Below are 19,839 nucleotides of genomic sequence, written 5' to 3' on the forward strand. Positions count from 1 at the left end.
CTCAGCTGCCCGCGAAGTCGGACGCGAGCCTGATCGCGTCCGCGGAGACCTTCTTCATCTCCTTGTTGTGCGTCAGCGCGTCGGGACCTCTGGCCGGCGAGTCCGACTCGACGATCACGACCTCCTGGTCGCGCTGCTCGGAGGCGTAGCCGCCGTTGGCCAGCGTGGTCAGCGGCGGGACGCTGACGGCCTTGGCCAGCACGAGGTCCTTGACGTTGCCGGTGCCGTCGGTCTCGGTGAGCTCCTTGAGCTTGCGGGCCTCGTCGGCCGTGCGCATCTTCACCACGGACACCGACGAGTACACGACCCGTCCGTCCGGCAGCTTGGCCGTGTAGAACGCACGGGTCAGCTGCAGGCAGGGCGTCGCCTTGAAGAACGCCTGCGTCTGGCCGGTCGACTGGGCGGCGCAGTCGCTGTCCTTCACCGGATCGGGCAGTTCCGGGACCGTGGCGAACTCGTACTCACCCGCGGTCTTCTGCGGCTGCGAGACGGGTTGGTCCACCGGGGCCGACGGCTGCAACACCCACCACACGAAGCCCGACACGAACGCCACGCCGACGAGCGCCAGCGCCTTGCCCACCCAGGTCGTCTTGCGAGGGGGTGCGGGAGGCGGCGGCGGGGGCTGGTGCCCCTGGCGGTTGCTCATGATCGACTGGAGCTTCATCAGCTCGTCGGCCGGGTAGAGCGGTGCGGTGTCGGTCGGCCTCGGCGGAAAGCGAGGCAGGTTCTGTGTCACCTCTTCAGGTGACTGACGTGGCTCCGACACGGGACAAACCGTAACTGACGGCGTTCAAGCGGACGCTTCGAGCACCCGATCAACATCTTCAGCCGTGTTGTACAGGTGGCACGCATACCGCGTGTGACCTGCGCGAACCGAGGACACCACGCCCGGAACGGGCGGTTTGCCCACTGAGATGATCGCCGAACCTCCCGCCGGGCGACCCAGGCCCGTGAGGAGGCGATCCGCGAGACCGACGCAGTGCGCACGCACCGCGCCGAGATCCAGCGACGCGAGCCACGGCAGCGCCACCGCCGCGCCGACGTGCGAGATCCACGTCGGCGAAAGGTCGAACCGCCGTGCGTCCGGACGGAGCACGAGATCGGTGCCGTAGTTCTCGCCGGTGCTGTACCAGTTCGCCGCCACGGGCCGGAGGAAGTCCATCCGGTCGGGACGCACCGCCATCCACGCCGCGCCCCGCGGGGACAGCAGCCACTTGTACGCGACGCCGACGACGAAGTCGGCCCACGCCACCGACAACGGCATCCAACCGGCGGCCTGCGACACGTCCAGCAGCACCGGTTTGCCCGATGCCCGCAACGCTTCGAGATCGGCGATCTTGCCGTCCGCCGACTGCACGACGCTCACGGCGACGAGGTCGCACTCGTCCACCGAGGACACGATCTGGTGCCCGGCCGCGACGAACGGCAACGAGACGCTGGTGAACTCACCGGGTTCGACGAAGACCTTCGACCCGGCGGGAAGTGCCTGGGCGACCAGCGAGACGAACTGCGAGACCGTGGCACCGCACGCGACCGACGTCGCCGGTACGCCGATCAACGCGCCGAACGCCGCACGAGACGTCTCGACGGTCTCGGTGAAGGAGGACGAGGTGTCCTGACCGCGTCGCCACCTCTCGTGGGCGGCCGCGACAGCGTCGGCGACGTGCCGCGGAGGCACGCCGATAGACGCCGTGTTCAGGTAACCGGGCGTGATGTCGAAGACCGCGCCGAACGCCTCACGCATGCGCAAGCCGCTTGTCGCGCTTACGACGCGCGTAGACCTGCTTCCTCACCTTCGCGACCACGGTCCCATCCTGCCCGACGACGTCCGTGTCGAACCAGACGAGCGCCTTCTTGCCGTCCTCGGTCTGCTCCAGCACCTGTTCGACGTGCTCGTCGGTCAGCCGGAACTCCGCGGTGACCGTGCCGCGGCCGGGCGAGACGAACTGGATCTCACCGGCCTGGTCCCACACCACGTGGTCGCCGAGCTGGCGGAACAGCAGAAGCGCCCAGAACGGGTCGGTCATCGAGAACAGCGACCCGCCGAAGTGGGTGCCGAAGTAGTTGCGGTTCCACGGGCGCAGGCGCATCCGCACGCGCGCGTACCGGTAGTCGGCCGAGATCTCCTCGACGCGGATGCCCGCGAACAGGAACGGGGGCCACAGGTTCATCCCGAAGCGCAGGTGCCTCGCCTTCATAAAAAACAGTGTTACACAACCTCCGCCAGGCTGTCCGCAACTTCTTCCGGCGAGGGCATGTGACGTATCTCTTCCGCCACCTGACCTGCGGCCTCCCGGTGGCGTCCGTCCACGAGCAACAGTCGCACGCACTCCGCGACCGACTCCGCACTCACCGCGCCGGGACGCACCGCCGCTCCCGACTCGACGAGCGCCTTCGCGTTGCCGAACTGGTCGGCGCCGCGCGGCAGCACGACCTGTGGGACCCCCTCGGCAAGTGCGGTCAGCATCGTGCCGCTACCACCGTGGTGCACGACGACGTCGGCCTGCTTGATGACCTCCGCCTGCGGCTGCCACCGCCCCGGCGCACCGACCACCACCTGGACGTCGAGGGCCGCGAGCCCGGCCGTCACCGTGGCGATCAGGTCGTCGTGGCCGAACACGGTGCCGAACGTGACGTAAACGAGCCTGTCGTGCGTGCGCACCGGAACCTCACCGGGCGTCCCGTGCGGTACCGGCCGCAGGAGGACGCGGTCGTCGGTGAAGGCGCTGTCCTGCAACGAGGGCGGGCAGATGTCCAGGTGACGGCCGCCTTCCGGCCGCGCCAGCCCGATGCCGTCGGGGAACATCCGCCCGAAGCCGTGCCACAGCACCGGGAACGCCCTGCGCCTCGCCTCCCGGAACACCCCGGGCACGGCCCAGCCGCTGATCACCAGGTCCGGCAGCAGGCGCTCCAGCTCGGGCGCGATGTCCTCGGCGTAGATCTCGCCGAACACCAGGCCGGGGCGGAACGGGCGCAGCCCCAGCCGGTCGAGCTCGGGATGCAGCTCCTCGCCCACCGCGAAGTGCACCTCGTGCCCGGCGGCACGCAGCGCGAGCGCCAGCGGGACCATCGGATAGGTGTGGCCGACCGTCGCCATGCCGGCGAAGAGGACGCGCATGACGCGACGTTACTGCCGTTCGTTCGTAAGATCGCGGTCATGCGCAGCGAGGAGATCCAGGTCCGCACCGGCGGCGAGGAGGTCGTCCACGACCTCACCCGGGAGTGCCAGCGGTTCCTCGACCAGGAGAACGGCGACGGCCTGCTGCACGTGTGGGTGCCGCACGCGACCGCGGGCATCGCGATCATCGAGACGGGCGCGGGCAGCGACGACGACCTGCTGACCGCGTTGGAGCGCATCCTGCCCCGCGACGTGCGGTGGCGGCACAAGCACGGCACTCCGGGTCACGGCCGCGACCACGTGATGCCCGCGCTGGTGCCGCCGTACGCGACGATCCCGGTGCTAGGCGGTGTGCTCACGCTCGGCACCTGGCAGTCCGTCTGCCTCGTCGACACCAACGTCGACAACGCCGTCCGCACGGTCCGGCTGAGCTTTCTCGCCGGCTAGCAGCAGCACGACACCGGCCAGGGCCATCCCGCCGAACACCCACCACTCGGTGCTGACGGACCCGTCGTACATGAGGCTGCGCAAGCCTTCGGCGGAGAAGCGGAACGGCGTCCACGACCACAGGACCGCGCGGTAGACCGGGTTGAGCAGCTCCGGCACCTGACCCGCCACAGCGGGCGCCATCAGGTAGAAGACGCCGAGAACGGCCATCGCGCGGATGCCGAGGTGCTTGAACAGCCCCGCCTGCAACAGTGCGAACGAGACGCCGACGGCGAGCAGGAAGCCGATGGCGGTGACGCTGAACGTGACTCCCCACCAGGCAGCCAGCGCGACACACACCCCGGCGACCAGCACGGCGGCGGTCAACGCCGACAGCGGCCGGAAGCGGCGTCCCTTCAAAACCACGAACAGCACCCCCGTGACCATCCCTCCGACCCACAGCAGGGCGCTCGCGGCGAGAGGCACCGTCCGTTCGGCCGCGGACACGGCCGGGGAGCCGGCCGTCAGCTCCAGACCGGCGCCCTGCGCGATGCCGGTCAGCACCTGCTGCGCGAGCTGCGTGCCGGACGGGTTGACGGCGGGGTTGAGCAGCAGGGTCGCCCGTGGCGGCGAGACCTCCAGCACGCCGTAGACCTCCTTGTCCGCCAACAAGGTGCGGGCCTCGTCGGCGGACACGGCCCTGACGCCGACCTCGGGCGAGGCGGCGGCCGTGACGCGGTCCGCGAGCGGCGGAGGCGCCACGACGGCGAGCGGGACCTCGTGCGGGTGCACGGTCGCCTGCACCCCGAAGGTCAGCAGTCCCAGGAGAAACGCCACCACCGCGCCTGCGACGGCGGTGACCAGCGCGGTGCGCATCACGGGCCTCCAAAGTTCATCACACGTTGAATTACGACCGCACGCTACGCCTGATGAAGTTTTGAAGTCAACGCGTGATGAATTAATGGGCTGTCAGACCCACGATGTACCGTTTGCCCGTGACGTACCCAGGTGGCGGACAGGGCGGCTGGAACGACCAGCAGGGCTGGGGCCAGCAGCAAGGGGACTTCCCCAGCGGCAACTACCAGGGCGGCGGCTACCCGCAGTCCGGCGGCTTCCCCCAGCAGGGCCCGTACCCGCAACAGGGCCAGTACCCCCAGCAAGGCCAGTCCCCCCAGTACCCCGAGCAGGGCCAGTACCCCCAGCAGGGCGGCTACCCACCGCCGGGCGGGTTCCCGCAGCAGGGCTACGGCGGCTACGGCGGCCTGGGCGTGTACGGCGGTTTCGACGACGAGCCCCCGAAGAGCAAGAAGACGCTCTGGCTGGTCATCGGCGTCGTCGTGGTGGTGCTGCTCGGCGGTGGCGGCCTGACGTGGTTCCTGCTGTCGGGCAAGGACGACCAGACCGCGCAGCCCGGCCCCTCCACCTCGTCCGCGCCGCCCAGCACCACCACCTCGCAGCCGGCCGACGGCGCGTGCCCGAAGAACGACGGCGCGCAGTGCGTGAAGACGACGCTCGGCTTCACCTACGAGGTGCCGAAGGCGTGGGACATCCTCGACGGCGCCACCATCCCGGTCGAGAAGTTCGAGGGCGTCGCGCTGAGCGGCATCACCTCGTACGGCGACTACACCTGCGAGGGCAACGCGTTCACCAAGGGCACCAACGGTGGCGCGCTGCTGCCGAGGGGCGACATCAACCAGACCGCGACCGAGTTCACCAAGGCCGTCTCGGCGCAGTACTACTCGTCGGGCGGCGCTCCGAACATCGACGTGACGCAGCCGAAACCGGTGAAGATCGAGCACACCCAGAAGGACGGCAAGAAGGTCGTCATCGAGGGCGTGCAGGTGGACGCGACGGTCACGCAGTCCGGCAACAAGTGCCTGGCCAGCAAGGGCATGGTGAAGGTCGTCCTGCTCAACGGCACCACGAAGCTGCACGCGTTCGTCGTGAACGCCGACCTGGAGGGCGGCGGTGGCGGCACCAACCCGCCGCTGCTCAAGGAACAGGACCTGCAGAAGATCATCGAGTCGATCGTGCCGACGACCTAGGACGTTCTGGAAGACGACGAAGGCGCCGGACGGGGAAACCCGCCCGGCGCCTTTCGTTCGGCTACGGTTCGGCTCAGCCCCGGACGACCCGGACGAGGTGCTCGACGACCTCGGCCACCGGCACGTCCTGGCGCTCACCGGACTTGCGGTCCTTGACCTCGACGACGCCGTCCTTCAGGCCGCGCCCGACCACCAGGATCGTGGGCACGCCGACGAGCTCGGCGTCCGCGAACTTCACGCCGGGGCTCGCCTTGCGGTCGTCCAGCAGCACCTTCAGGCCGGAGTCGCTGAGCTGCTTCGCGAAGTCCTCACCGGCCCGCAGCAGCGTCTCGTCCTTGCCGGCCACGACGACGTGCACGTCCGCGGGGGCGACGTTGCGGGGCCAGATCAGGCCGCGCTCGTCGTAGGACTGCTCGGCGATGGCCGCGACCAGCCGCGAGACGCCGATGCCGTACGAGCCCATCGTGATCCGGACGGGCTTGGAGTCCGGGCCGAGGGCGTCGAGCGAGAACGCGTCCGCGTACTTGCGGCCGAGCTGGAAGATGTGGCCGATCTCGATGCCGCGCGCGGCGACGAGCACGCCCTTGCCGTCCGGCGAGGCGTCGCCCTCGCGGACCTCGGCGACGTCGATGACGCCGTCGGGCGTGAAGTCGCGGCCCGCGACGAGGTCGACGACGTGGTGGTCGGCCTTGTCCGCGCCCGTGACCCACGCGGTGCCCGTCACGACGCGGGGGTCGGCGAGGTAGCGGATGCCGTTGCCCTGGATCGCGCCCGGCCCGATGTAGCCCTTGACCAGGAACGGGTTCTTGGCGAAGTCGGTCTCGTCGACCATCGCGACCTCGGCGGGCTCCAGCGCCGCCTCCAGCCGCTTGAAGTCCACCTCGCGGTCACCGGGGACGGCGACGGCCAGCAGCTCCCAGTCCTTGCCGGGGTGCTTGAGCTTGACCAGGACGTTCTTCAGCGTGTCCGCCGCGGTGAACTTGCGGTCGGTGTTCGCGTTGAGGAAGTCCACCAGCGTCTCGATGGTGGGCGTGTTCGGCGTGTGGTGCACCTGCGCGGCGGGCTTGTCGTCGATCGACTGCGCCGGGGGCACGGGCGTGGTGACGGCCTCGACGTTCGCCGCGTACCCGGACTCCGTGCTGCGCACGAACGTGTCCTCACCCGTCTCGGCGACCGCGAGGAACTCCTCGGACGCCGAGCCGCCCATCGCACCGGACGTGGCCGACACGATCACGTACTCGAGGCCGAGGCGGTCGAAGATGCGGATGTAGGCGTCGCGGTGGTCCTGGTAGGACTGGCTCAGCCCCTCGTCGGTGAGGTCGAACGAGTACGAGTCCTTCATCAGGAACTCGCGGCCGCGCAGGATGCCCGCACGGGGACGCGCCTCGTCGCGGTACTTGGTCTGGATCTGGTAGAGCGTGACCGGGTAGTCCTTGTACGAGCTGTACTCGCCCTTCACGGTGAGCGTGAACAGCTCCTCGTGCGTGGGGCCCAGCAGGTAGTCGGCGCCCTTGCGGTCCTTCAGGCGGAAGATGTTGGGCCCGTACTCCTCCCACCGGTTGGTCGCCTCGTAGGGCTCCTTGGGCAGCAGGGCAGGGAACTGGATCTCCTGCGCGCCGAACGCGTCCATCTCCTCGCGGACGACGGCCTCGATGTTGCGCAGGACCCGGAGCCCCAGCGGCAGCCAGGAGTACCCGCCCGGCGCGACGCGGCGGACGTAGCCGGCGCGCACCAGCAGCTTGTGGCTGGGCACTTCGGCGTCGGCCGGGTCCTCGCGAAGAGTGCGCAGGAACAGCGACGACATCCTGGTGATCACGGTGGGTACTCCTCGTTCACGGGCTGTTGGAGCAGCCTACTGGTTGCCCCGTCCTGACTTGCGCGGCGGCTCTCACCGCCCCGGACCGCACCGGCCGGAATTGTCGGACCCCCTGAGTAGCGTCGCTCCCATGTCCCTGACCATTGACATGATCACGCTCGACACGGGCGACGCCCGCAAGCTCGCCGGCTTCTGGACCGCCGCGCTCCGCACCACCGTCCAGAACGACTGGGGCGACTTCATCGTCCTCGCGCCGACGTCCGACGGCGGCCCGGCGATCGGCATCCAACAGGTGCCGGACGCGACGCCGGGCAAGAACCGCGTCCACTTCGACACGCACGTGGCCGACCGCGAGGCGGAGGTCGCACGGCTGGTCGCGCTCGGCGCCACCGAGGTGGGCGTGCACAGCATGCCCGGTCTCGTCTGGTCGGTGCTGGCCGACCCGGACGGCAACCAGTTCTGCATCGCCCAGTCGGAGGAGGAGCTGTAGCGCGGCGCTCTGGGGGGTTCGCGGACGCCTGGCCGGTTCCCAGCCGTCAGGCGTTGGCGGGCCGGTGTTCCCGGCGCGGGCCCTGGGCGAGTGACTCGCCCAGCGTCACCTCCGCCGGCGTCACGGCGTTCATGTGCTCCACGCCAACCGAAGCTACGGGGAGGTGCTGAGCCCGACAACCGAATAACCCGTTGCCTCCCCGGCACCGGCGCCGCGATCCTGCGCGCGATGACAACTCCGAAGATCGCACCGCTGCACCAGGACCTGACGTTCCACGGCCCGTTGTCCGAGGAACGCGCCGCCCGCCTGATCCGCTCGCTGCTCCCCCTCGACGGCGCCCACGTGCTGGACGCGGGCTGCGGCTGGGCGGAGTTCCTGTTGCGCCTGCTGGCAACCGAACCCACCGCCACCGGCACGGGAATCGACCTGGACGCCGAAGCCATCGCCCACGCGCAGTCCAACGCGGACGCCCGCGGCCTCACCTCCCGCGTCACCCTGCACGTGGGCGACGTGGCCCAGCACGAGCCGGACCGCTTGTTCGACGCGGTCATCGTCAACGGCGCGAGCCAGGTGTGGGGCGGCGACCCGTCGCAGCACACCGCGAACGCCCTCACAGCAGTGCGCGCACTGCTGCGCCCAGGCGGAAAACTGTTGCTGGGCGAAGGTTTCTGGGAACAGGAGCCCACCGAGTCCCAACTGTCCGCGATGCCGATCCCCCGCGACCAGTACGGCTCCCTGGCGGACCTGGCCGACCTCGCCCACACCCACGGCTACCGCCTCCTGGCCGCCGAACAGGCAAGCCTCGACGAGTGGGACGTCTTCGAGAACGGCCACGCCCTCGCCTGGGAACGCTGGCTGCGCGCCAACCCGGACTCACCCCACGCCGACGAGGTCAGGGCACGGGCCGACACCCACCGCGGCTACCGGCTGCACGGCTGGCGAGGCACGCTCGGCCTGGCCTACCTGACCCTGCAGGCCCCGTAGGGCCCCGGAGCGCTCCCCTCGCGCCTGTCACGTGAGTAGCAGCAGCGCCGCGTGCCACGGGGGTGCAGGGCACAGGGCACAGGGCACAGGGCGACGGTAATCGCCGCGGCGGCACGGATGGGTGCTGCCACCACTCCGCCAGCCACAGCACTCACCAACCACCGCCCCCTGTGACACCACTCGCCGCAGCCGCCCACCCGCCGCGAAGGCGCCAGCCCAGCGCGAGCCATGTCCACCCCTGTCCGGCGGCGACCCGGCACCCGCAAACGCAGCGAACACGCCCCTCCCCCACACGACGAAGGCCGTCTCCCCCGGTTCAACCAGGAGAGACGGCCTTCGCACCGTGCATCAGGAACGCGTCAGCGGAACCGCGTCACCGGCTCCGCGTCGGCGCGGTCAGTGCTGGGGCGCGCGGCGCGGGCGACCGGCCCGCTCCGTCCGCCCGAACGCGCGGCCGCCTTCGGAGCGCTCCGCGCGGCGGGGTCCGCCTTCTGCCGAGCGGCGCGGGCCGCTGCGGAACTCGCCGCCCTCGGAGCGGCGGGCTGAGCCACCGCGGTACTCGCCGCGGCCACCGGCCGCGGGGGCACCGAAGCGGCGGCCACCGCCGCCGCTGCGGCGGGCCGGCTTCTCGCGTTCGACGACCGGCTCGCCGCTCGGGATGCGGGCGCCGGTGATGCGGATCAGCTCGTCGTCGCCGGGGCGCACCTTGGTGCTCTCCGGGCGGATGCCCGCGCGGGCGGCCATGCCCTGGACCGCGCGGCGCTGGTCGTGCGTGACCAGCGTGACGACCGTGCCGGACTGGCCCGCGCGTGCCGTGCGGCCCGCGCGGTGCAGGTAGTCCTTCGGGTCGGCGGGCGGGTCGACGTGGACGACCAGCGAGACGTCGTCGACGTGGATGCCGCGGGCGGCGACGTCGGTCGCGATCAGCACCGGCGTGGTGCCCTCGCGGAACTCGCCGAGCACGCGGGTGCGGGCGCTCTGCGCCTTGCCGCCGTGCAGGGCGCCGGCGTGGACGCCGACCGAGCGCAGCTTCTTGGCGAGGCGGTCGACGTGGTGCTTGGTGCGCACGAACATGATCGTGCGGCCCTCGCGGGCGGCCACCTCGGTCACCACGTTCTGCTTGTCCTCGGCGGAGACGAAGAGCAGGTGGTGCTCCATCGTCGTGACGCTCGCGGTGGCCGGGGCCACCGAGTGCGTCACCGGGTTGTGCAGGTACTGGCGGACCAGCTTGTCCACGTCGCCGTCGAGCGTGGCGCTGAACAGCAGGCGCTGGCCGTCCTGCGGGGTCAGGTCGAGGATCGCGCGGACCTGCGGCATGAAGCCCATGTCCGCCATCTGGTCGGCCTCGTCCAGCGCGGTGATCTCGACCTGGGACAGGTCGCAGGTCCCCTGGCGGACGTGGTCGGACAGGCGGCCCGGCGTCGCGATGAGCAGGTCGACGCCGCGGCGCAGGTGGTCGATCTGGCGCGGGAACGACGTGCCGCCGACGACGACGCGGCACCACAGGCCCAGCGAGCGGGCGTGCGGCATGAGCGCCGTCTCCACCTGCATCGCGAGCTCGCGGGTCGGGACGAGGATGAGGCCACGCGGCTTGTGCGGCGTGGAACGGCCGCCCGCGAGGCGGGTCAGCATCGCGAGACCGAACGCCAGCGTCTTGCCGGAGCCGGTCTGGCCGCGGCCGAGGATGTCACGGCCCGACAGCGAGTCGGGCAGGGTGGCCGCCTGGATGGGGAACGGCTCGGTGATCTCGTTGGCGACGAGCGAACGGATCAGTGCGTCGGCCAAGCCGAGCTCGGCGAACGAGGGCAGCGGGCCTTCCGGCAGCGTGCTCTCGAAGTGCTCGGCGACGATCGGCTCCTCGACCCGCTGCTGCGGACGCGAGGAGTTGCCCTGGCGACCCGAGCGGCGCCGCGGTGACCTGCGGCTGGAAGAGCGCTCGGAACGACCTTCGGACATTGATGGCAAAACAAACCTCCGAGACATGGCACGTCTCAAGGCTGCCCCGCGCTACCGCGGTGCCAGTTCACAAGGACGGGCCCGGCGTGGTGGTCACGCCGTGATGAGTGGGTGGACGCACCGGTCAACGGCGGTCAAGCCTTCATCGGTGCTCTTACAGTCTAGCCGATCACCGCCACCGCGTTGCGCGCCCGGCCGTGTCGTTGGACACTGCCGGGCGCGCACCCGGCTCAGGACATGCCCGCCGCGTCGAGCAGCGTGCTGACCAGCGCGGACGGGTCCGCGATCTCCGGCGGCAGGCCGCGCGAGGCGAACCAGCCGCTGATGTTGCGGACGTCGCGGTCGAGGAACTCCGGCCCGCGGGGGTTCGCGACGAGGTCGACGACCTGCGGCAGGTCGATCACGACGAGCCGGCCGTCGTGGACCATCAGGTTGAACGCGGACAGGTCGCCGTGCGTGAGGCCCGCCTCGGCGAGCGTCGTGAGCATCGCGACCAGCTGCCGCCACAGGTCGAGCAGCTCGTCCTCGTCCGGACGGGCCTGGGCGAGCCGCGGTGCGGCGTTGCCCTCGTCGTCGCCGATGAACTCCAGCAGCAGCTCGGTGCCGCTGCGCTGCACCGGATACGGCACGGGCGCGCCGATCTGCCACAGCCGGGTTAGCGCGGCGAACTCCGCGACCGCCCACTGCTCCGCGATCAGGTTGCGCCCGAACGCGGTGCGGTTCTGGATCGCCCGCATCTCGCGGGACTTCTTCATCCGGCGGCCTTCCAGATATCCCGCGTCGCGGTGGAACATCCGGTGGTCGTTGCTGCGGTAGCGCTTGGCGGCGAGCAGGCATGCCCGCTCACCCAGCGCGCGCTCCAGCAGGAAGACGTCGGCTTCCTTGCCGGTCTTCACGATGCCGAGCTCGCGGTCCACGGCGGCCAGTTCCGTGACGAGCCATTCGGGATGCGGTTTCGGCCCCTGCTCGGCGTCGCCCCACGTGGACCAGCGGTCGCCGTCCTCGGGGGTGTCCGCGGTGCTGAGCTGGTCCTCGCGCAGACGTGCGATCCGCAGCTTTTCTTCTTCGGTCATGCGGCCGCGGCGCGTCGGCTCCGCGTCGTCGGTCCGCTTGGCGCGCTTTCCCTTGCGCCGCATGGTGTCGGCGTCGTCGATGGAAGATTCGTAGCGCTCGTAAAGATCGTGCTCGCGCACGGTGGGGTCTCCTGAACGGTGAAGGTGACCGCCCCACTGGCGCTCTGCGATCAAACGGTGCTGATCAGGCGCGAAGGGCGGAGGGACGGGTCGCAAATGCGGTGCCACGTCCAATGACAGGCTCTGACATCACGCACCTCCTCGATCCCTCACGCCGTACTTCGGCGAGCGAAGTCTCCCCGGACCGCCCGCCGGTCCGCAACCGAATTAACCGGTGATCAGGTCCGCGGTCTTCTCCCCGGTCACGACCATCGTCAGCCCGGCCTTCTTCGCGAGCTTGACCAGCCCTTTCAGGTCACCGGGCTCGGCGCTCGCGGTCGCGATGGCACGGGCGAGCAGCCCCTTGTGCGCCTTGTTGAAGTGGCTGACGACCTTGCCCTCGGTGGTGACCACCCGGACGACGACGGCGTGCGGAACCTTCGCAAGGCTGGAGTAGGCGCCGGACCGCAGGTCGACGACGAACTCGTCCGCCTCACGGAGCACAGGTTCGAGCGACGGCTTCCACACCGTGCGCAGACTGCCCAACGACGGGAGCGCACTACCGCCCGACAACCGATACGCGGGCACAGGATCACCACCACGCACGACCCCGAACAGCGCCGACGCGACGGCGAGCCGCCGGAAGGCCCGCTCCTTCTCGACCTTCTTCAGCGACGGGAAGTCGAGGTTGTCGTAGAGCACGCCGGTGTAGCGCAGCAACGCGGGCGTCGTCTCCGACGTGCGCAGCGCCGCGTTGCGATGCACCTCGTCGACTTGCCGTTCGGAGATGTCGAGCGCTTTGAGGCTCGCGGGGACGTCCTTCGCGAGGTCGGCCAGCGCGGACACGAGCTTGTCGCGCACGGGGTTGAGCTCGGGGAACGACAGCGCGTCGAGGTCGAGCGGCGCGCCCTCGCCGCCGATCGCCTTGGTCTCCGACGGGGGAAGCAGCACCAGCACGCCCGCAAGCGTAAGGCAAGGCCACCCACCGGCCGTCGCGGCGACCACGGGGTGGACCTTCCTTTTCCTGCTCGGGTTCACCGCGCCCGTTAACTCTTTCGAGGGATACCGGTAACACCTTAATCATCATCGCCGACAGGCGAGACACAAGCAGTTTCCATTCCAGCCCGAAAAACGGTCGGGAGCTGTCGTCATGTCCTACCCGCAGTCACCTCATGATCCTGGCCAGCAGTTTCAGCAGCAGATGCCGCCCGGCCAGGTTCCGCAGTACGCGCCGCAGTACATGCCTCAGCCGCCGAAGAAAAAGGCCAGGAAGTGGCCTTGGGTGCTGGGCATAATCGCCGTGCTGATCGTCGCGATGGCGATCAACTCCAGTCGCAACGACTCCGACGAGAACAGCACCGCGGGCAACGCCACGGGTGATGCTCAGCAGACCGCGCCCGCCGCCGCGCAACCGGCGGCCAAGAAGACCGTGGTGTACGAGGTGACCGGCGCGGGCCAGGCCATGTCGATCACCTACACGACCGACGGCATGACCTCCACCCAGCAGGAGGGCGACGTCCAGCTCCCCTGGTCGAAGACGATCGAGCTGCCGACCGGCGAGGCGCTGCAGATGGTGTCGATGATCGTGCAGGCAGGGCAGGGCACCACGGAGATCGCCGGGAAGATCACCGTGGACGGCACTGTCGTCAAGGAGGGCAAGTCCTCCGGTCAGTACGCCATGCTGAGCATCAACGAGAACATCGGCACCCTCGGCAGGTGACCGGAGCTCAACCGTCCACTTCGGACGCCTGGCCTCCGATGCCCGCCACCGGCCCCACCACGATGATCGCGGGCGGGCGGATCGCGTGCTCCTTCATGTCGGCGTCCAAGGACTCCAGAGTGGACCGCAGCACCCGCTGCGCCGAGGTGCTGCCCTCCTGCACGACGGCCACGGGCGTGGACCCAGGACGGCCCTCCATCAGAGCCGAAGCGAACGCACCGGCGCGTTCGACGGCCATCATCAGCACGACGGTGCCCTGCAGGCGTGCGATGGCGGGCCAGTCCACGAGTGAGCGCGGGTCGTCGGGGGCGACGTGGCCGGAGACGACGACCACCTCGTGGGCCACCCCTCGGTGCGTCACGGGGACACCGGCGAGGGCGGGCACGCCGAACGCGGACGTCACGCCGGGCACCACGGTGACCGGGATGCCCGCCTCGGCGCACGCCAGCAGCTCCTCGAAGCCGCGGCCGAAGACGTACGGGTCGCCGCCCTTCAGGCGGACGACGAACTTGCCCTCCTTGGCGCGGTCGACGAGGGTCTGGTTGATGAAGTCCTGCGTGGCCGCGCGGCCGTAGGGAATCTTCGCCGCGTCCACGACCTCGACGTGCGCGGGCAGTTCCTCCAGCAGCTCGCGGGGGGCCAGGCGGTCGGCCACCACCACGTCGGCGTGGGCCAGCAAGCGCTTGCCCTGCACGGTGATCAGCTCGGGGTCGCCGGGGCCGCCGCCGACGAGGGCCACGCCCACGGGTGGGGCCGCCTGGTCGGCGATGCGGCCGTCGCGCAGGGCGGCCACCAGGCCGTCGCGCACCGAGGCGGAACGGCGGTGTTCGCCGCCTGCCAGGACGCCGAGCAGCATGCCGTCGTGCGTGCCGGTGGCGGGGGTGACGGCCGTGCCTTCGACGGCGATGTCCGCGCGCACGCAGAACACGCGCTGCGCGAGTGCCTCTTCGCCGATCTGCGCGTTCACCTCGACGTCGGACGTGCACGCGACGACGTACCAGGCGCCTTCGACGTCACCGGCCTGGAAGCGGCGCTGGTGCCACGTCAGCTCCCCCGCGTCGACCATGCCCTGCACGGCGGGGGTGACGGACGGCGACACGAGGTCGACGGCCGCGCCGGACGCGATCAGGCGGGGCAGCCTGCGTTGCGCGACGGTGCCACCGCCGACCACGAGGACGCGCCGGCCCTTCAGGTCGAGACCGGCCAGGTAGTGCTGTTCGAAGGGCATGGGTAGAAGCATCCACACGGGACCGGCCGTGTCCAGCCGGAAGGGAACATGGTCACAGCGGCAACAGCTCGAACGACGTGGCCAGAACTCCGCCGTACCGTTTGCCCACCGCCTCGGCCATCGTCCGCAGGAACGTCTCGGGGTCGGCCATGTCGCCGCTCAGCGCCTCCAGATACGCCTTGTGGGCGCGTAGTGACGCCACCGAAGCGTCGAACGAGGCGGTGATGTCCACGGCGTGCGTCGCCAAGGGCGAGGACGCCGCCGCCACGTACTTCACGCCGTCCCACTTCTCCTGTCCCAGATCCTGGAAGAGCCACCGGTTGCCCGCGTCGCGCACGGCGTCGACGGTGGCACGTCCGACGGCGATGTGGTCGGCCATGTTCAGGCCGCCGCCACCGGGCCAGGTTTCCCGGAAGTTACCGGTGATCACGACTTCCGGGCGGTGCCGGCGGATCGCGCCCGCGATGTCGCGCCGCAACGGGACCCCGTACTCGATGAGGCCGTCCGGGTGATCCAGGAACTCGACGTCCGTCACGCCGACGACCGCGCACGACTCGATCTGTTCCTGCACGCGCAACGGACCGCAGACCTCAGGGTCCATCGTGTCGATGCCGGCCTCACCACGGCACGCGAGCAGGTAGGCGATCTTCTTGCCCTGCGCGGTCCAACGCGCGATGGCGCCCGCACCGCCGTACTCCATGTCATCGGGGTGGGCGACGACGACGAGAGCGCTCGACCAGTCCTCCGGCATAGCTTCGAGATCAGACATGCGTGCAGGGTGCGCGCAGAGCACGCACCCTGCAACAACGAGCGCTTACAGCTGGGCGTTGATGACCGAGTAGTACGGCGCGATGCGGCCGTACACGCCGGGGTAGCCCGCGGCCGCGCAGCCACGGCCCCAGGAGGTGTCACCGATCAGCTTGCCGCCGTAGACCAGCGGGCCACCGGAGTCGCCCTGGCAGGCGTCCACGCCGCCCTGCGGGAAGCCCGCGCACACCATGGACGTGTTGCTGTACTGCGAGTACGCCGACTTGCAGGTGGCGTCGGAGGTCAGCGGCACGTTGGCCTTGAGCAGGTAGCGCGAGGCCGACCCGCCGGAGGACGTGGTGCCCCAGCCGAGGATGAGCGCCGAGTTGCCCGCCGCGTAGAGCGAGGTGTCCGACGGGGTGGCGAGCGGCAGGGTCGCCGAGCTGATGTTGCGGTCGAGGGTCAGCACGGCCACGTCGTAGCCCGCGGTCGCGGTGGTGTAGCTCGGGTGCACCCAGATCCTGGTCACGGACGCGACCGTGCCCGCGGTGCTCTGCTTGTCGTCACGGCCGTGCACGACGCGCACGCTGGAGGCCGAGCTGCCCTTCACGCAGTGGGCGGCGGTGACGACCTTGTTGGTCTTCACGAGCGTGCCGCCGCAGAACTGCGAGCCGGAGGTGGAGGCCAGGTAGACGACCCAGGGGTACGTCGAGGTGCTCGCGCGCGTGCCGCCGACGATCATCGGCGAGACGTCGTCGGCGTTGGCGGCGGGAGCGACGAAGAAGATGCTCGCGAGCGCGGACACCACGACGGACACGATCAGGCGATGCAGGGTTTTCGCCATGTTGCCAGTCCTTCCCGAGGACGCTGGACGGTGCGGAGAAGTGCAGGGTGTGGAGCACTGACGCACACAGCGTCACCGGGGGTGAATCGGCGGCATAACCGACTTTCGTCGGACAAGTCCCGCTTGACGGTTGACTCAGCCGTCCCCGACACCGGGCACGACGATTACGTCCGCGTTAACCGGCAGGTCCAGCGTCGGACCGGCCCCGAAAGCGACGAACGCGACCGCCGCGCCGCTCGCGGCCAGTTCGGTCGCGCCCCCGTGACGGATCTCCGTGCCGGAGCGCAGAATCGGCGTGACCGCCTCGATCGCCTCCGGTGTGCCGACGACGAACGCGGCCCGCCGGATCTCGGCCTCCGCGCGGGGCGTGCGTTCCTCCGCGGGGCCGGGACCGAGGCCGACCAGCGCGAGCCGGCCGCGCGGCAGCACCCGCGCCGCGGCCACCGTCACCTTGTCCCGCTTGAACTTCTCGGCGGCCAGCTCGACCGGTGCGCCGCCGCCGATCTGCCGTGCGCCGCGCAACGCCGCCGCTTCCGCGACGCTGGCCGTGCCCATCGAGTTGCGCACCACCGAGCTCGGGTTCGGCACCCCGATCTCCGCGAGCTCCTCGGTCGGGAACGTCAGCAGGTCGGCGGTGTCGCCGTGCCAGAAACCCCAGTCCTCCACCGCGTCCACGATGCCGGGCTCGTCCGCCTTGGCGTCCAGGGTCGCGAACGCCTTGATGGCGCGCAGGTCGAGCCCGCCCTGAGCGTCCAGTTCCGACAGTGCCGCGCCGATGCTCGTGGCGGACGCACCGCGCGTCGACCCCACGCCGACGACGAGCGTGCGCGGCACGATCCGCAGCACGTTCTTCTTCGCCGCGGCGGCCCGGTCGTCGACGACGATCACCCACGTCGCGTTCTCGCCGTCGGCCACCACGTTCGGCGGCAGCGCGGGCAGCGGGAAGCTCAACGGGTTGCGCAGCACCACCTTCTCGCCCGCCTCGATGGCCTCGACGCACGCCGCGACGTCGCCCTCCACCCTGGCGTCGAGCTGCTCGGCCAGGTCGTCCAGCACCGAGTCGACCGACGGGCCGCCGGTGACGACGGGGGCGAGGTTCAGCGCGTCGGCGACCTGGCGGGTCAGGGCCGCCGCGTCACCGGCGAGCGCGACGGCGAACCGCCGGTCCACGCACACCACGGCCGGGTCGGAGTCCTTGCCGCGCACCAGTGGCGCGATCAGCCGCACGACCGATCCCGCGTCCAGGAAGAACACGGCCGCGTCGAGGCGGCTCCACAGGTTCGAGGCCGCGATCTTGACGGGACCGTCCGGGACGACGGCGTCCGGGCCGAGGAGACCGGCGAGGTCGGCGGCGTCACCGCGGTCCGCCGGTCCCGCGAACACACCGATCACTTCTTGGTTCCCCACAGCACGGTCACCGGGACGGCCGGGGCGAACCCCGAGTCGAGCAGGCGGGACGCGGTCCAGTGCACGCCCTCCACCTCGTAGCCCGCGGCCTGCAACGCGTCGCGGGCGGGCACGATCTCGTCCACGCTCTCCGTCGCGACGACCACGCGCTTGGCGGACACGGCCGCGCTCGACTTGACCGCCGCCAGGTCCCCGCGGCCGACGAACACGGCATCCGGGCGCGGCAGCGCGGACGGGTCCGGTTCGGACTCCTCGACGCGGACGTCCACGCCGTGCGCGGAGGCGTTCGCGATGATCCGCACGCACTGCACCGGATCGGGCTCGACCGCGATCACCGCGGCACCCAGCCGGGCGCACTCCACACCCACGGCACCGGACCCGGCCAGCACGTCCCACACCAGCACGCCGGGCCGCGGCGCCAGGCGGGCCAGCACGAACGCGCGGACCTCGGCGCCCAGGACGTGGGTGCGGCTCGCGAACGCGTCGTCCGGCAACGCCCAGCCGTCGTTGGAGCGCAGGAACTCGTTATCGGCCAGGCACAGCACGGCCTCGGGCGCCGTCCAGCGGCGGGTGACCGCGTCCTTCGGGTCGATGGGGACCAGCTCCTCGCCGTCCGCGACGAGCAGCGTGCGGCGCCAGCCCGCGATGCCCGCGCCGATCTCGGCGGGACCGATGCCCTCGGCCAGCCGCACGACGACGGCGGAACGGGCACGGCACACGTTCAGCGCCGGACGCAGACCGTCCGCCGCGTCGACGACCTCGACGGGACGCCCGGCCGCCTCGCGCAGCTTCTCCACGGCGGCGGACATCAGTTACCGGGGGTGCGCTTGGCGGCCTTGCGGGACTTCTTCTGGCCCGACGCCTTGGGGTCGGACGTGGAGGCGCGGACCGTGGGCGGCTTGGGCTTCTCGGCCGCGACGACGGTCAGCTTCGGCTTGGCTCCCGATTCCTCGGCCGGCTTGCGCACCGACTGCTGTATCCCCTCGACCGCCGTCCACGCCGGATTGGACTCCGCCGGTGCGCCCGCCGGCACGGGAAGCGGCGCGGGGATCGGCTCGTCCGTGCGGGTCGCGAGGCGCGAGGCGGCCCGGCGCGACCAGCGGGTGGGGCGGGCGGCGCGGAGCGGCTCCTCGACGGACGTGGTGGCCGAGGCCGAGACGCGCCGCGTCGGCGGCTTCACCGCCTCGCCGACCAGGAACAGCGTGGGGCGGTACAGCTTGTGCTGCTTCACCACCGACTCCAGCTCACCGACCGTGGTGTGCACGAGCACCTCGTCGGCCTGGCTCACCTTGTACGCCACCACGACCGGCGTCTCGGCGGTGTAGCCGCCTTCCAGCAGTTTCTCGACGAACTGGCCGGTGCGCGCGCCGGAGACCGTCGCGGCCATCGTCGTCTGCAAGGCGGCGAACTCGCGGACCTGCTCGCTGCTCTCCGGCGCGATCAGGACGGCGGAGGACGCCGTGGTCGTGGTGATCTCCCTGCCGATCTTGGCGGCAGCGGCGGCGACGACGGACACGCCCGGCACCACCTCGACGTCGAGACCGAGCCGCAGGCACAGGTCGTGCTGGTCCTGGACACCGCCGCCGGTCGCCGCGTCGCCCGCGTGCAGGCGCACGACCTTCTGCCGGGCCGCGGCGGCACGGCGGTACAGGTCGGTGATCTCCTCCTGCGTCACGCGGGAGAAGTCGACCAGCTCGGCCTCGGAGCGGGCGTGCTCGCGCACGCACTCGGCCTCCACCGCGCTGGGAGCCCAGATGACGACGTCGGCCTCCGCGATGCGGCGAGCGCCGCGGAGGGTGATGAGGTCGGCGGCACCGGGACCGGCGCCGACGAAGGAGACCCGACCGGTCGTCGTCACGACAGCTCCACAGGGGTTTCGGCGAGAG

20 protein-coding genes are annotated in these 19,839 nt (G+C 70.8%); 5 read left to right on the top strand and 15 right to left on the bottom strand.

All coding sequences use genetic code 11. From position 1 onward, the window contains the following. Position 1 precedes the first annotated feature (1 nt). The 4 genes from BLT23_RS17935 to BLT23_RS17950 are packed head-to-tail and all read right to left on the bottom strand — an operon-like array spanning position 2 to position 3,118. The gene (locus BLT23_RS17935; RefSeq protein WP_090050854.1) at positions 2–736 is read right to left on the bottom strand and encodes a hypothetical protein; all 735 of its coding nucleotides are present in this window, start codon (positions 734–736) and stop codon (positions 2–4) included. 54 nt (positions 737–790) lie between these two features. Continuing rightward, complete coding sequence (locus BLT23_RS17940; protein ID WP_090050857.1) at positions 791–1,744, bottom strand: aminotransferase class V-fold PLP-dependent enzyme; 954 nt, start codon at positions 1,742–1,744, stop codon at positions 791–793. Further along, the gene (locus BLT23_RS17945; RefSeq protein WP_090050860.1) at positions 1,737–2,198 is read right to left on the bottom strand and encodes a DUF4442 domain-containing protein; all 462 of its coding nucleotides are present in this window, start codon (positions 2,196–2,198) and stop codon (positions 1,737–1,739) included. The genes BLT23_RS17940 and BLT23_RS17945 overlap by 8 nt, the downstream gene beginning before the upstream one ends. Positions 2,199–2,209: 11 nt before the next feature. Beyond that, positions 2,210–3,118, bottom strand: coding sequence for a glycosyltransferase (locus tag BLT23_RS17950; protein WP_090050863.1), 909 nt, complete (start codon positions 3,116–3,118; stop codon positions 2,210–2,212). Positions 3,119–3,157: 39 nt separating this feature from the next. Between BLT23_RS17950 and BLT23_RS17955 the strand changes: the two genes are divergently transcribed. Next, the gene (locus BLT23_RS17955; protein WP_090050866.1) at positions 3,158–3,565 is read left to right on the top strand and encodes a YjbQ family protein; all 408 of its coding nucleotides are present in this window, start codon (positions 3,158–3,160) and stop codon (positions 3,563–3,565) included. On the opposite strand, the gene BLT23_RS17960 is transcribed toward BLT23_RS17955, so the two are convergent. After that, the gene (locus tag BLT23_RS17960; RefSeq protein ID WP_090051197.1) at positions 3,461–4,420 is read right to left on the bottom strand and encodes a YhgE/Pip domain-containing protein; all 960 of its coding nucleotides are present in this window, start codon (positions 4,418–4,420) and stop codon (positions 3,461–3,463) included. The two genes, BLT23_RS17955 and BLT23_RS17960, sit on opposite strands and share 105 nt — an antisense overlap. Positions 4,421–4,539: 119 nt before the next feature. On the opposite strand from BLT23_RS17960, the gene BLT23_RS17965 reads away from it, so the two are divergent. Beyond that, positions 4,540–5,589 (top strand): DUF8017 domain-containing protein, encoded by a 1,050-nt coding sequence (locus tag BLT23_RS17965; RefSeq protein ID WP_143035966.1) that lies wholly within the window; start codon positions 4,540–4,542, stop codon positions 5,587–5,589. A gap of 73 nt (positions 5,590–5,662) precedes the next feature. Here the strand turns inward: BLT23_RS17965 and BLT23_RS17970 are convergent, their stop codons facing one another. Then, a complete protein-coding gene (locus BLT23_RS17970; RefSeq protein WP_090050872.1) occupies positions 5,663–7,405 on the bottom strand; it encodes a proline--tRNA ligase in 1,743 nt (580 codons plus the stop codon). Between the two features lie 130 nt (positions 7,406–7,535). Here BLT23_RS17970 and BLT23_RS17975 point away from each other — a divergent pair, with 130 nt between their 5' ends. Both BLT23_RS17975 and BLT23_RS17980 read left to right on the top strand, forming a co-directional pair. Then, complete coding sequence (locus BLT23_RS17975) at positions 7,536–7,895, top strand: VOC family protein (RefSeq protein ID WP_090050875.1); 360 nt, start codon at positions 7,536–7,538, stop codon at positions 7,893–7,895. A 228-nt stretch (positions 7,896–8,123) separates the two neighbouring features. Continuing rightward, entirely contained in the window at positions 8,124–8,879 is a 756-nt protein-coding gene (locus BLT23_RS17980) for an SAM-dependent methyltransferase (RefSeq protein ID WP_090050878.1), read from the top strand. 396 nt (positions 8,880–9,275) lie between these two features. Here the strand turns inward: BLT23_RS17980 and BLT23_RS17985 are convergent, their stop codons facing one another. The 3 genes from BLT23_RS17985 to yaaA all read right to left on the bottom strand — a co-directional run bounded on the left by BLT23_RS17985 (position 9,276) and on the right by yaaA (position 12,964). Beyond that, positions 9,276–10,835 carry a DEAD/DEAH box helicase gene (locus tag BLT23_RS17985; RefSeq protein ID WP_090050881.1) on the bottom strand — a complete coding sequence of 520 codons (1,560 nt, stop codon included), beginning with the start codon at positions 10,833–10,835 and terminating at the stop codon, positions 9,276–9,278. Between the two features lie 230 nt (positions 10,836–11,065). Continuing rightward, positions 11,066–12,028: a serine protein kinase RIO gene (locus BLT23_RS17990; RefSeq protein ID WP_425434392.1), complete on the bottom strand. Its 963-nt coding sequence runs from the start codon at positions 12,026–12,028 to the stop codon at positions 11,066–11,068. Between the two features lie 207 nt (positions 12,029–12,235). Further along, the gene (gene yaaA / locus BLT23_RS17995) at positions 12,236–12,964 is read right to left on the bottom strand and encodes a peroxide stress protein YaaA (protein WP_090050884.1); all 729 of its coding nucleotides are present in this window, start codon (positions 12,962–12,964) and stop codon (positions 12,236–12,238) included. Between the two features lie 193 nt (positions 12,965–13,157). Between yaaA and BLT23_RS18000 the strand changes: the two genes are divergently transcribed. Further along, positions 13,158–13,727, top strand: coding sequence for an MmpS family transport accessory protein (locus tag BLT23_RS18000; RefSeq protein ID WP_090050887.1), 570 nt, complete (start codon positions 13,158–13,160; stop codon positions 13,725–13,727). Between the two features lie 7 nt (positions 13,728–13,734). Here BLT23_RS18000 and cobA read toward each other — a convergent pair whose 3' ends face one another. The 6 genes from cobA to BLT23_RS18030 all read right to left on the bottom strand — a co-directional run bounded on the left by cobA (position 13,735) and on the right by BLT23_RS18030 (position 19,811). Continuing rightward, positions 13,735–14,955, bottom strand: a complete 1,221-nt coding sequence (gene cobA, locus BLT23_RS18005; protein WP_090050890.1) for a uroporphyrinogen-III C-methyltransferase — start codon at positions 14,953–14,955, stop codon at positions 13,735–13,737. 52 nt (positions 14,956–15,007) lie between these two features. Continuing rightward, positions 15,008–15,724, bottom strand: a complete 717-nt coding sequence (locus BLT23_RS18010; protein WP_090050893.1) for a PIG-L deacetylase family protein — start codon at positions 15,722–15,724, stop codon at positions 15,008–15,010. A 45-nt stretch (positions 15,725–15,769) separates the two neighbouring features. After that, on the bottom strand, positions 15,770–16,546 hold the full coding sequence (locus BLT23_RS18015; RefSeq protein WP_090050895.1) for a S1 family peptidase: 777 nt from the start codon (positions 16,544–16,546) through the stop codon (positions 15,770–15,772). Between the two features lie 135 nt (positions 16,547–16,681). Continuing rightward, the gene (locus BLT23_RS18020) at positions 16,682–17,938 is read right to left on the bottom strand and encodes a cobalamin biosynthesis protein (protein ID WP_090050898.1); all 1,257 of its coding nucleotides are present in this window, start codon (positions 17,936–17,938) and stop codon (positions 16,682–16,684) included. Continuing rightward, positions 17,935–18,762 (bottom strand): hypothetical protein, encoded by an 828-nt coding sequence (locus BLT23_RS18025; protein WP_090050900.1) that lies wholly within the window; start codon positions 18,760–18,762, stop codon positions 17,935–17,937. Before BLT23_RS18025 ends, BLT23_RS18020 begins: the two co-directional genes overlap by 4 nt. Beyond that, on the bottom strand, positions 18,762–19,811 hold the full coding sequence (locus BLT23_RS18030) for a cobalt-precorrin-4/precorrin-4 C(11)-methyltransferase (protein WP_090050902.1): 1,050 nt from the start codon (positions 19,809–19,811) through the stop codon (positions 18,762–18,764). The genes BLT23_RS18025 and BLT23_RS18030 overlap by 1 nt, the downstream gene beginning before the upstream one ends. Positions 19,812–19,839 lie beyond the last annotated feature (28 nt).

Origin of the sequence: Lentzea fradiae (genome assembly GCF_900100955.1) — a bacterium.
Lineage (GTDB): Bacteria > Actinomycetota > Actinomycetes > Mycobacteriales > Pseudonocardiaceae > Lentzea > Lentzea fradiae.

Bases quoted from the DNA above. Each gene is read 5' to 3' on its own strand.
- BLT23_RS17940 (WP_090050857.1), bottom strand. From the start codon at position 1,744: ATGCGTGAGGCGTTCGGCGCGGTCTTCGACATCACGCCCGGTTACCTG.
- BLT23_RS17945 (WP_090050860.1), bottom strand. From the start codon at position 2,198: ATGAAGGCGAGGCACCTGCGCTTCGGGATGAACCTGTGGCCCCCGTTC.
- BLT23_RS17950 (WP_090050863.1), bottom strand. From the start codon at position 3,118: ATGCGCGTCCTCTTCGCCGGCATGGCGACGGTCGGCCACACCTATCCG.
- BLT23_RS17955 (WP_090050866.1), top strand. From the start codon at position 3,158: ATGCGCAGCGAGGAGATCCAGGTCCGCACCGGCGGCGAGGAGGTCGTC.
- BLT23_RS17960 (WP_090051197.1), bottom strand. From the start codon at position 4,420: ATGCGCACCGCGCTGGTCACCGCCGTCGCAGGCGCGGTGGTGGCGTTT.
- BLT23_RS17975 (WP_090050875.1), top strand. From the start codon at position 7,536: ATGTCCCTGACCATTGACATGATCACGCTCGACACGGGCGACGCCCGC.
- BLT23_RS17980 (WP_090050878.1), top strand. From the start codon at position 8,124: ATGACAACTCCGAAGATCGCACCGCTGCACCAGGACCTGACGTTCCAC.
- BLT23_RS17985 (WP_090050881.1), bottom strand. From the start codon at position 10,835: ATGTCCGAAGGTCGTTCCGAGCGCTCTTCCAGCCGCAGGTCACCGCGG.
- BLT23_RS18000 (WP_090050887.1), top strand. From the start codon at position 13,158: ATGTCCTACCCGCAGTCACCTCATGATCCTGGCCAGCAGTTTCAGCAG.
- cobA (WP_090050890.1), bottom strand. From the start codon at position 14,955: ATGCCCTTCGAACAGCACTACCTGGCCGGTCTCGACCTGAAGGGCCGG.
- BLT23_RS18010 (WP_090050893.1), bottom strand. From the start codon at position 15,724: ATGTCTGATCTCGAAGCTATGCCGGAGGACTGGTCGAGCGCTCTCGTC.
- BLT23_RS18015 (WP_090050895.1), bottom strand. From the start codon at position 16,546: ATGGCGAAAACCCTGCATCGCCTGATCGTGTCCGTCGTGGTGTCCGCG.
- BLT23_RS18025 (WP_090050900.1), bottom strand. From the start codon at position 18,762: ATGTCCGCCGCCGTGGAGAAGCTGCGCGAGGCGGCCGGGCGTCCCGTC.